General features: G+C 34.6%; 8 protein-coding genes. All 8 read left to right on the forward strand.

The window, feature by feature from the left end:
• The first annotated feature begins 40 nt into the window (after positions 1-40).
• On the forward strand, positions 41-976 hold the full coding sequence (locus tag L1276_RS18815; RefSeq protein WP_253790550.1) for an alpha/beta hydrolase: 936 nt from the start codon (positions 41-43) through the stop codon (positions 974-976).
• Positions 977-1,151: 175 nt separating this feature from the next.
• Positions 1,152-2,297 carry a glycoside hydrolase family 105 protein gene (locus L1276_RS18820; protein WP_371924208.1) on the forward strand — a complete coding sequence of 382 codons (1,146 nt, stop codon included), beginning with the start codon at positions 1,152-1,154 and terminating at the stop codon, positions 2,295-2,297.
• Between the two features lie 13 nt (positions 2,298-2,310).
• Positions 2,311-3,516, forward strand: a complete 1,206-nt coding sequence (locus tag L1276_RS18825; RefSeq protein WP_253790554.1) for a glycoside hydrolase family 105 protein — start codon at positions 2,311-2,313, stop codon at positions 3,514-3,516.
• A 22-nt stretch (positions 3,517-3,538) separates the two neighbouring features.
• A complete protein-coding gene (locus tag L1276_RS18830; RefSeq protein WP_253790555.1) occupies positions 3,539-4,759 on the forward strand; it encodes a glycoside hydrolase family 105 protein in 1,221 nt (406 codons plus the stop codon).
• Positions 4,760-4,949: 190 nt separating this feature from the next.
• Complete coding sequence (locus L1276_RS18835; protein WP_253790557.1) at positions 4,950-6,551, forward strand: glycoside hydrolase 43 family protein; 1,602 nt, start codon at positions 4,950-4,952, stop codon at positions 6,549-6,551.
• Positions 6,552-6,560: 9 nt separating this feature from the next.
• Entirely contained in the window at positions 6,561-8,561 is a 2,001-nt protein-coding gene (pelA, locus tag L1276_RS18840; protein WP_253790559.1) for a pectate lyase, read from the forward strand.
• Positions 8,562-8,714: 153 nt separating this feature from the next.
• Positions 8,715-10,061: a glycoside hydrolase family 28 protein gene (locus L1276_RS18845; RefSeq protein WP_253790561.1), complete on the forward strand. Its 1,347-nt coding sequence runs from the start codon at positions 8,715-8,717 to the stop codon at positions 10,059-10,061.
• A 93-nt stretch (positions 10,062-10,154) separates the two neighbouring features.
• Positions 10,155-10,898, forward strand: a complete 744-nt coding sequence (locus L1276_RS18850) for a rhamnogalacturonan acetylesterase (protein ID WP_253790563.1) — start codon at positions 10,155-10,157, stop codon at positions 10,896-10,898.
• Positions 10,899-11,428: the final 530 nt, after the last annotated feature.

An 11,428-nucleotide genomic window follows, 5' to 3' on the forward strand; every position in this document is an offset into this window, starting at 1 on the left:
CGCCCGGCTCCTTTCTTAACTAAAAAGTAAATTGATTTTAATGCGAAAAATTGTATTGGTTTTATTATGGTTTTCTTTTGCAGTAAATGCACAGAGCACTTACAGTGTCGATACGTCGTACACAGTAAGGAGCACCTATAATAAATTGATAAAAAAATATCCGTCGATAACAATTCCGGTTATTGCTAAAAATGAAAATGTCAATGAAATTAACGATGTGGTTTATTTTACATCAAAAGACAGAACACTGCATTTAGATGCTTTTGTAAATACTAAACAAAAACAAAATCCGGCAGTTATTATGATTCATGGCGGTGGATGGCGGTCAGGAAATAAAAACCAAATGAATCCTCTGGCACAGGAAATAGCTTCAAAAGGCTATTCTTGTTTTACAATAGAATACAGATTATCGCTAGAAGCAAAATATCCATACGGCGTGTATGATGTAAAAAATGCGATTAAATTTATAAAAGATAATGCAAAGAAATTCAAAGTAGATCCAAACAAAATTGCGGTTTTAGGTTGCTCTTCGGGAGCCCAAATGGCAGCTTTGATTGGTACAACAAATGGAAATTCAGCTTTTGATGATCCTTCAAATACAAGTAAAGCAACATCAAAAGTAAATGCTATTATTAATGTAGACGGCGTATTAGCATTTAGACATCCGGAATCTTCTGAGGGAGAAATGGCATCGTTTTGGCTTGGAGGTTCTTATGAAGAAAGAACAGAGAACTGGAAAAATGCATCGGCTTTAAGCCATACTAATAAAAACACACCTCCTATATTGTTTATAAACAGCAGTATTCCGAGGTTTCATGCCGGGAGAGATGACATGATAAAGGTTTTAAATCAATATAAAATTTACAGTGAGGTTCATACAATTGAAAATTCGCCTCATTCTTTTTGGTTTTTTCAGCCTTGGTTCGATCAAACCGTTGATTTTGCAACTAATTTTTTAAAAAAGACATTCAAATAATGACAATAAAATGAATACAAAAATCACAGTTGCAGCTTTATTTTTAATTGGTTTAGCATCAGTAAGTGCTCAAAAATACGATATCAAAACTGCTAAAGCGTATGCCGAAATTTCTGCAAAAAAATATTATAAAAAAGCAGTCTTTGCGTTTTTCTTGTTGTACAGCATTTTTACAATGAGTCAGAACAATGATGATCAGAATAAAATTGTAGTTTCTGCCAATTCAAAATGGTCAGAAAAAACGGCAGCGACAATTCTGAATAAATATCCGAAAGCCTGGCAGATCGACGGAACGGAGAAACCAAAATGGGATTATAAAATGAGTCTCACTTTGTCTGCTTTTGAAAAATTGTATTTGAAAACCAAAGACAAAAAATATCTCAATTATATTAAGGAGTATGCAGATGAACTAATTGACAGCAACGGAAATATTGCCAAATACGATATCAAAGAATATAATATTGATTATGTAAATCCGGGAAAACTGCTGTTTAATTTATATGACGAAACAAAAGACAATCGTTATCTAACGGTTATCAAACAATTAAGAACCCAGATTGAAAGCCAGCCAAGAACACCAAGCGGCGGATTCTGGCACAAACAAATTTATCCTAATCAAATGTGGATTGACGGTTTGTATATGGCAGAACCTTTTTATGCGCAATATACAGTTAAGTACGAAAAGGGGAAAAGTTTAGATGATATTGCCAAACAATTTGAATTGGTTCATACTTATATACTGGATAAAAAAACAGGATTGCCTTATCAGGCTTGGGATGAAAGTAAAGAAATTGGCTGGGCAAATCCCGAAACAGGAACTTCGCCAACAATTTGGAGCAGAGGAATTGGCTGGTACATGATGGCCTTGGTTGAAACACTGGACTATTTTCCTAAAAGTCATCCAAAGCAAAAAGAACTGGTAAGTTATTTAAATGAAATAGCAAAGAATACTGTAAAGGAACAAAGCGCATCAGGATTATGGTATCAGGTTGCTGATAAACCAGAATTGGCGGGGAATTATTTAGAATCATCTGGTTCAGGAATGATTATATATGCTTTGGCAAAAGGTGCAGATAAAGGATATTTGAATTCGGCGTATAAAAAAACAGCACAGAAATCTTTTGACGCATTTGTAAAAGAATTTGTCAAAACAAATGAAAATAACGAGATTACTATTTCGAATGTTTCATCAAATGTAGGATTGGGCGGAAAACCTTTTCGCGACGGAACAAACGAATATTATGCTAAAAGCAAAACAAAAGATAATAGTTCGCCGGCATTAGCGGCATTTTTATTGAGTGCAGTAGAATTGAATAAATAACAAACCATTTATTATGATAAAGAAAAGCCATTTTAGTTTTGCCGCGATTGTATTAATTGGAACAATTGTGTTTTCATTTAATGAAATTTTGGCGCAGTCTTCTAGTACTATTTCAAAAGATTTAAAATGGTCAGAGCGAATGGCGCTTTCTATTATCAAACGTGCACCACAGGCCTGGCAGGTCGATAATAACGAAAAACCAAAATGGGATTATAAATTAGGTTTACTGATGACTTCTTTTGAAAAACTGCATCAAAAAACAAATAACCCTGTTTATGCAGATTATATCAAAGCATACGGAGAAACAGTAATTAATCCTTCGGGAGAAATTATGAATTACAAACTCGAAGATTATAATATCGATTATGTAAATCCGGGTAAGTTTTTGTTTGAGCTTTACAAAAGAACAAATGATAAGCGTTATTTTACAGCGATGCAGACTTTAAGAAAGCAATTAGAAACGCATCCAAGAACAAATTCTGGAGGATTTTGGCACAAAAAAATATATCCGTATCAAATGTGGCTGGACGGTTTGTATATGGGAACGCCTTTCTACGCAAGATATACAGTTGAATTTGACAACGGAAAAGATTTAGATGATGTTGCGAAACAATTTGAACAAATACATCTGCATACGCTGGACAAAAAAACAGGACTGCTTTTTCATGCCTGGGATGAAAGTAAACAAATGCCTTGGGCGAATAAAGAAACAGGAGTTTCACCCAATTTCTGGTCACGATCTATTGGCTGGTACATGATGGCCTTGGTTGATGTACTGGATTATATGCCAAAAGATCATCCAAAAAGAAAGGAACTCATTCAGTATTTAAATGATATTTCAAAAGCGGTGGCAAAATATCAGGATAAATCAGGATTGTGGTATCAGGTTACAGATGCCGGGAATAAAGAAGGCAATTACCTTGAAGCTTCAGGATCTGAAATGTTTGTTTACGCTTTCGCGAAAGGAGCAAACAATGGATATTTGCCTGTATCTTATAAAAAACTAGCTTTAAAAGGTTTTAATGCCATTACTAAAAAACTGGTTAAGGTTGATGCAGATGGCGAAATCCATATTACACAAGTTTGTGCCAGCGCAGGTTTAGGAGGAAATCCATACCGCGACGGTTCTTTTGAATATTACATTAAAGAGAAAATAAAAATAGACAACTCACACGGATTAGGGCCATTTATTTTGGCTGCATTAGAAGTAGAAAAATAGTAGAATTTAAATATATTTTGAAATGAAAAACAGTAGGAAACACAGTTTTATGTCGGTTTTATTAGTTTGCGTAATGGCTTTAACGGGCTGTAAAGTAACTTCACAAGAAACGGCAAAAAAAGAAATCGTTATTTCGAAAGACATGAAATGGTCAGATAAAATGGCTTTAACTTTAATGAAACGTCATCCCGAAAGCTATATGCTTGATGATGCTAAAAAGCCAAAATGGGACTATGTTCATGCCTTGGTCCTGCATTCAATTGAAGAGTTAAACAAGAAAAATCCAGATCCGCGTTACAAAGCTTACATAAGAGGTTATGTTGATGAATTAGTACAGGAAGACGGAACGATTAAAACTTACGAACTGGACAAATACAATATCGATTTGGTGGTTCCCGGACGTTTGCTTTTTGCTATTTATGCTGAGACAAAACAGGATAAATATTTAAAAGCAATGCAATTGGTTCGTAAACAATTAACAGAACAGCCTCGTACGGCAAGCGGCGGTTTCTGGCACAAACAAATTTATCCAAATCAAATGTGGTTAGATGGTTTATATATGGGAGAGCCATTCTATGCTGAATATACATTGACATTTGAAAACGGAAAAAGTTTTGATGACATTGCAAAACAATTTGAGTTAATTCAGTTACATGCTACAGATCCAAAAACAGGATTATTATACCATGCATGGGATGAAAGCAAAGCAATGCCTTGGGCAAATAAAGAAACAGGAAATTCACCAAATTTCTGGTCTAGAGCTTTAGGATGGTATGTAATGGCCTTGGTTGATGCTTTAGATTATTTCCCAAAAGATCATCCTAAAAGACCAGAATTGATAAAATATTTAAACAATGCAGCTGCAGCTTTGGCAAAATATCAGGACAAATCAGGATTGTGGTATCAGGTTACGGATAAAGGAGGAGAAAAAGGAAATTATTTAGAGGCTTCAGGATCATCAATGTTTGCCTATGCTTTTGCAAAAGGAGTAAATAAAGGATACCTGCCGGCAAAATATAAAAAACTAGCCAACAAAGCTTTTGACGGATTAACTAAAGTTTTAATCAAAAAAGTTGATGAAGACGGCGGTATTACATTAACAAACTGTTGTCAGGTTGCAGGTTTGGGAGGAACTCCTTATCGTGATGGTTCTTACGAATATTATGTAAACGAAAGAAAAAAAGACAACGATCCTAAAGCAACCGGTCCTTTTATCTTAGCCGCTTTAGAATTGAATAGATAACATAAAATAAAGCTTGAGTACAAACTCGAGAGGTTTTCAATCCAGAGGCTTTTGGGTCTGTAGGGTTTAAAACATATAGTTTCTTTCTTCGATGGAAATGAAAAAAAATTCTATCGATAAAAATTAGGTTTCAATAGAAACCGGACAGGTTTTTAAAACCTGTCCGGTTTAACTAAAAGTAATTATCAGTATGACGAAAAATATAAAAATAGCTATTCTTCTTCTTTCCATTTTTTCTTTTCAAAAAAATGAAGCACAAGTCTGGACACCGGATAACGGAGATGGAACGTATACAAACCCTATCATTCATGCCGATTATTCAGATCCAGATGCAGTTAGAGTTGGAGATGATTTTTATATGACTGCATCGTCTTTTAACTGTATTCCGGGATTGCCAATTTTACATTCTAAAGATTTGGTAAACTGGAAAATTGTGAGCTATGCGCTGTCAAAACAACCGCCGTTTGAAACTTATAATAAAGTACAACACGGAAACGGTGTCTGGGCGCCAAGTATTACTTTTCATAACAATGAATTTTATATTTATTACCCGGATCCTGATTTTGGAATTTATATGATTAAAGCCAAAAAAGCCGAAGGACCTTGGTCTGAACCACTTTTAGTAAAAGCAGGAATTGGATTAATTGACCCGAGTCCGCTTTGGGATGATGACGGGAAAGCATATCTCGCTCATGCATTTGCAGGAAGCCGTGCGCAGATTAAAAGCTTATTGGTAGTGTGCAGCATGAATACCGAAGGAACAATTGCCAATAACGATGAAGTTATGGTAATTGACGGTCATGACGGCGAAGGCACAATTGAAGGACCGAAATTCTACAAAAGAAATAATTATTATTACATTTTTGCTCCAGCAGGAGGAGTTCCAACAGGGTGGCAGACTATTTTAAGATCTAAAAATGTTTTTGGTCCTTATGAAAAGAAAAAAGTTTTAGAACAAGGATCAACCAAAATAAACGGACCGCACCAAGGGGCGTGGGTACAGACACAAACTGGAGAAGATTGGTTTGTTCACTTTCAGGATAAAGGCGCTTACGGAAGAATTGTGCATTTACAGCCTATGAAATGGGAAAAAGACTGGCCGGTTATGGGACAGGATTTTGACAAAAATGGAATAGGAGAACCCGTTACAACTTTTAAAAAACCGAATGTTGGGAAAAAATATCCGATAGAAAATCCGGCAGAATCAGATGAATTCAACGAACCAAAATTAGGATTGCAGTGGCAGTGGCAGGCAAATTCTCAAATAAACTGGGGTTTTCCTACAAGTCTTGGTTATTTGAACTTGTTCTGCATGACAACAATTAAGGATAGTAAAAGAATTTTTGATGCTCCCAATTTACTGCTTCAAAAATTTCCTGCTGAAGAATTTTCGGCGACAGCCAAATTAACTTTTAATACAAGATTAAACGGAGAATCGACAGGACTAATCATAATGGGATTAGATTATAGTTATTTGTGTTTTAAAAATGATAACGGAAAATTGTATCTCAACCAAAAAACAGGAACTTTTAATAAAACAGTTTCAGAAACCGAAACCAAACCGATTTTAATTTCAAGCAATACAATTTATTTAAAAGTAAAAGTTAAAAAAGGAGGTATCTGCAGTTTCTTTTACAGCTTAGATGATAAAAACTATCAGCCAATTGGAAATGATTTTACTTCAATCGAAGGAAAATGGATCGGTGCTAAAATGGGACTTTTTGCTTTAAGCGAAAAAGTAACAAACGATTCAGGAAATGTAGCAGTTGACTGGTTTAGGGTAACGAAATAAAATTTTAAAATGATTCAGTTAAAAAAAATCTTATTGCTTTTTAGTATTGTTTTGAGTTTTGGTATTCAGGCACAAAATACATATAAAAACTGGCCGGATATAATTCGTAAAAGCGATGCAGCATGGTTTGGTACCGAAGAAGCCAAAAAGATTGCCGAAAATGTACTGCTTTACCAAAGAGATATTGGAGGCTGGCCAAAAAATATCCAAATGCAGAATGAGCTGACTCCTTCGCAGAAAAAAGATTTGCTCGAAATTAAAAAGACCACAAAAGAAACCACTACAGACAATGGAGCAACTACTCAGGAAATGTTTTATATGTCTAAAATGTATGCTCAGGTAAAAGATGAGCGATACAAAGAATCATTTTTAAAAGGGTTGAATTATTTACTGGAAGCGCAATATGCAAATGGGGGCTGGCCTCAATTTTATCCGCTAAAAAAAGGATATTATACACATATAACTTATAACGATGATTCGATGGTGCACATTTTAAATGTGATGAAAGAAGTAAGTGAAGAAACAGATTTTTACAGTATTAAACCATCAAAAGAAATTGTATCAAAAACAAAAACAGCTTTTGATAAAGGAATTGACTGCATTATTAAAACGCAATACAAACAAAATGGAGTTTTAACCGCATGGTGCGCGCAGCATGATGAAGTTACTTTTGCACCGGCAAACGCAAGGGCTTTTGAATTGGCCTCTTTAAGCGGTTATGAATCGGCAAAAATTGTTTTGCTGTTAATGTCTATTGACAAACCTTCACGAGAAATAGTTACTGCTGTAAAAAGCGCTGTTGAATGGTTTGAAAAGACTAAGATTACAAATCTAGAAGAAAAAAGAGTTTTAAATGACGCAGGAAAAGTTATTGACAAAAAAATGGTTTCCGCTGTAAATGCAGGTCCAATCTGGGCTCGATTTATGGATTTGGAAACTAATGAACCTTTTTTTTGTGATCGTGACGGAATTAAAAAGAAATCAATTGATCAAATTGGTCCTGAAAGAAGAAACGGTTATTCCTGGTATACAGATGCGCCAAAAGAAGTCTTAAAGAGATTTCCGGACTGGGCTGTAAAAAACGGTACAAAGGTTTCGGCATCCGAAAAGAAAAATGTCACTTTAATTACAGTGGCGCAGGATGGTTCAGGCGATTTTACTAAAATTCAGGATGCAGTTTATGCCTGCCCTGCTTTTCCTTATGAAAAAGTTACAATTTATGTAAAAAATGGGATTTACAATGAAAAAGTCCGAATTCCGGAATGGAACAACAATGTGATTTTAAAAGGGGAGAGCAAAGAAAATACAATCATTACATTTGAAGATAATTTTTCGAAAATAGCTTTAGGACGAAACAGCACTTTTTATACATCGACCCTTTTAGTAGAGGGAGACGATTTTTCGGCTTCTAATTTAACTATCAAAAATGCTTCGGGAGATAAAGGTCAAGCAATTGCTTTATCGGTTACAGGAAATCGTGTCAAGATTTCAAACTGTAATCTTTTAGGAAATCAGGATACCTTATATTTATCAGGTAAAAATGCCAAACAGTATTTTAAAGACTGCTATATAGAAGGTACAACCGATTTTATCTTTGGAGGAGCTGCAGCTTTATTTGAAAACTGTATCATTCATAGTATTAAAAGTTCATATATTACTGCAGCTTCAACTCCGTCAGGAACACCTTTCGGATTTGTTTTTAAAAACTGTAAGCTGACTGCAAATCCTGAGGCAAAAGATGTTTATCTGGGAAGACCCTGGCGCATTTACGCCAAAACGGTTTTTATCAATTGCGAAATGGGAAAACAGATTAAACCTGAAGGCTGGGAAAATTGGTCAAAACCCGATGCAGAGAAAAACGCCTTTTATGCTGAATACAATAACAGCGGTGAAGGATTTCAGCCAAAGAAAAGAGTAACATGGTCACATCAGCTTACAAAAAAAGAAGCTGATAAATATTCAATAGAAAATATCTTAAAAGATACAATTGCAAATTGGTATTTAGATTAAGATGCTAAGAGACTTAGGTTCTAAGATGCTGAGAATTTATATTAAGCTTTAGAATCTTTTACATCCTTGCACCTTAAAAAAATGCATTACAGTATGTCTCTACAGAAAACCTTAGAGCATCACCATCTCAGAACCTTAGAACCTTTAAAAAAAATGAAATATCTACTTCTATTATTAATTTCCTGTGTTTCATTCGCCCAGAAAAACGATTTTCCAACAGCAAAAGTCGATTCGATAGTAAATAGAATTCAGCTTCCTGTATTTCCGGCTTATGAAGTTAATATTGTCAAAATAGGAGCAAAAGGAGATTCTATTACAAACAATAAAGCTGTTTTTGATAAAGCAATGGCACTTTGTAAAAAGAAAGGTGGAGGAACTATTATTGTTCCAAAAGGAACTTATAAAGTAAACGGCCCGATTCATTTCGTCAGTAATGTAAATTTGAAAATAGAAAAAGGAGCCAAAATAAAATTCAGCGACAACCCTCAGGATTATCCTTTGGTCTTAACAAGCTGGGAAGGTACAATGCTTTATAATTACAGTCCGCTTATTTATGCTGCTGACTGTACTAATATTGCATTAACAGGTGAAGGTACAATTGACGGAGAAGGAGGGAAGATTTGGAAGAGCTTTAAAGCAAAAGAAAGCCCCGGAAAAAATTTAAGCCGTGACATGAACCATAATAATGTGCCGTTAAAAGATCGAAAATTTGGTGAAGGATATTTTTTGCGCCCGCAGATGATTCAGTTTTTGAATTGTAAAAATGTGCTTGTTGAGAATGTCAGAATAGAGAACTCGCCGTTTTGGTGTCTGCACCTTTTAAAATCACAAAGTATTACAGTTCGAGGTATCAGCTACAAATCATTAAACTATAATAATGACGGAATTGATCCTGAATATGCAAAAGATGTTTTGATCGAAAATGTAAATTTTAATAATGGTGATGACAACGTTGCAATTAAAGCCGGAAGAGATCATGAAGGAAGAGCCAATACAGCAACGCCAAGCGAGAACATCGTAATTAGGAACTGTAATTTTAAGGGGCTCCATGGGGTTGTAATAGGCAGCGAAATGTCGGCAGGAGTACAGAATGTATTTGTAGAAAACTGTAAAACAATCGGATATTTAAAAAGAGGAATTTATTTAAAAACCAATGCCGACCGTGGCGGTTACATCAAAAATGTTTTTGTTCGCAACATACAATTAGATGAGGTTGAAGACTGTCTTTATATGACAGCTAATTATCATGGAGAAGGAAATGGCTATCAATCTGATATTTCGAATATACATTTTTCAAACATTACTTGTAATAAAGCATCAGAATCCGGAATTGTGATTCAGGGTTTCCCCGAAAAAAAAATCAGAAACATATCTTTAAATAACATAGAAATAAAAGAAGCAAAAAATGCCCTCTCTAACGAAAATGCTGAGAATGTAGTTATGACCGATGTTTTTATAGGTAAAAAAGCAACCGTGCCAACAGCGGTTTCTAAACATTAATTTATTGAAGCAATCCATACCAAAAATAGTTGTCCTCCTAAACGAAGTTGAAGGACTCACAATAATGATATTCTGCAATTATAAATAAAGAACATGAAAAAATATATTGTAACCCTCTTGTTAATCTCTACAACCTGTTTTGCACAAAAAACAACCTTATATACTATAGGTGATTCTACAATGGCCAATAAGAAAGATCCAGACCGAAATCCAGAGCATGGATGGGCTCAGGTTCTTCAGCCTTTTTTTAACAATGATGTTATAGTAGTAAATAAAGCTGTAAATGGAAGAAGCACCAAAAGCTTTATTAATGAAAAACTCTGGGATTCTATTTATAAGAAACTGAAAAAAGGAGATTACGTTTTTATAGAGTTTGGTCACAACGACGAAAAAATAGAAGATTCAACACGTTATACCAATCCGCATACTGTATATAGGTATAACTTGATACGTTTTGTAAAAGAGAGCCGAGAGAAAGGGGCAGTTCCAGTTTTATTGACTTCTATTGCCAGACGTAATTTTAATGAAAAAGGAGTTTTAGTTCCTACGCATGGCGATTACCCTTTAGAAACCCGTTTAGTTTCTCAGGAATATAAAGTTCCTTTTATAGATTTAGAATATTATACTGAATTATTGGAACAGTCATACGGTCCTGAAAAATCAAAAAAACTCCATCTGCATTTTAAAGCAGGTGAGAATCCTTACTATGAGAAAGACAAAGCCGATGATACTCATCTTTCGCTTGAAGGAGCGAAAGCAATAGCACAAATTGTAGTCAATACTATTAAAACTACAGAAGATGCTTCTTTATTAAAGCTAAAAAAAGCACTCAAATAGGATTGAGTGCTGTTTTTTCCCAGGATACCTTGAATCATGAGCGGTTATTTTACAGAGATTAGTATATAATAAGGAGAGATAAGTCAGGAATTATGAGGAATTACAAAGGGAAATAAATTTTTCAAAGAACTTTAAAGAACAAAAAAAGTTGAATTTGTGGTAAATTCTTATGAAATACAGAAATGACTCAAAAGTTAAATATGACGTTATCAGAATGTTAAGGAAAAGTTTAGAAAAACTTAAAAAAAACTCTGCAAAAAGTCTTGTTTAACTGAATAAAGGTGGTACTTTTGCACCCGCAACAACGAGAGACGTTCACTGAAATGCTGACAAGAAAAGAGATCAAAACTGAAAATTTTTTTCAGAAAAAAGATTAGAAAAAGCTTGTGAGATTTGAAAATGCTTTTTACATTTGCACCCCGCAAAACACGGAAGGTTCATTGAGAGATTGGAAGGAAAATTAGAGAAAATGAGATTGAAAAAATTTCAAAAAAAACTTTAAATTTTTCTTGCAGGAAACAAAAAGAATT

The sequence above is a fragment of the Flavobacterium sp. HSC-32F16 genome (assembly GCF_024171645.1).
GTDB lineage: Bacteria > Bacteroidota > Bacteroidia > Flavobacteriales > Flavobacteriaceae > Flavobacterium.